Annotated in this window: 1 protein-coding gene; it reads right to left on the bottom strand. The window is 42.4% G+C overall.

Features of this window, described 5'->3' with window-relative positions; translation table 11 throughout:
• Window positions 1–139 precede the first annotated feature (139 nt).
• Window positions 140–342 (bottom strand): SIP domain-containing protein (locus AAEZ03_RS26395; protein WP_350582718.1); only part of this gene is annotated, 203 nt, incomplete at its 5' end.

Raw genomic sequence — 342 nt, forward strand, 5'->3', positions numbered from 1 at the left:
TTTTAAGAAAGTCTCAGTTTGGCAAAGGCTCGTATCGTCTTTCTTGTATCACAATTATAGTAAACCAATTCTATCTATAGTCTCGTTAGCGTCATTCAAAAGTTCTGGCCCATTCAGCCCATGCTACATTTATGTCGACTCAGTCTTGACGCCAATACACTTTCACAACGACTTCTGCACGGCTGAGCTCAAATCTCTCTCTTAACATAGGTCGCAGCGCCTTCACCGTGCTAGCCTCTAGTGCGCCCCAAACCTTATCAATTTGCAATGGATGTTCAGTCAAATAATCGCTTAGCTTACTATCGATTAACGTGGCTAAACTCTGCTCTGAGTTTATTGAAC

Source organism: Pseudomonas sp. HY2-MNA-CIBAN-0224 (assembly GCF_040310285.1).
In the GTDB taxonomy this organism is placed as follows: domain Bacteria; phylum Pseudomonadota; class Gammaproteobacteria; order Pseudomonadales; family Pseudomonadaceae; genus Aquipseudomonas; species Aquipseudomonas helleri.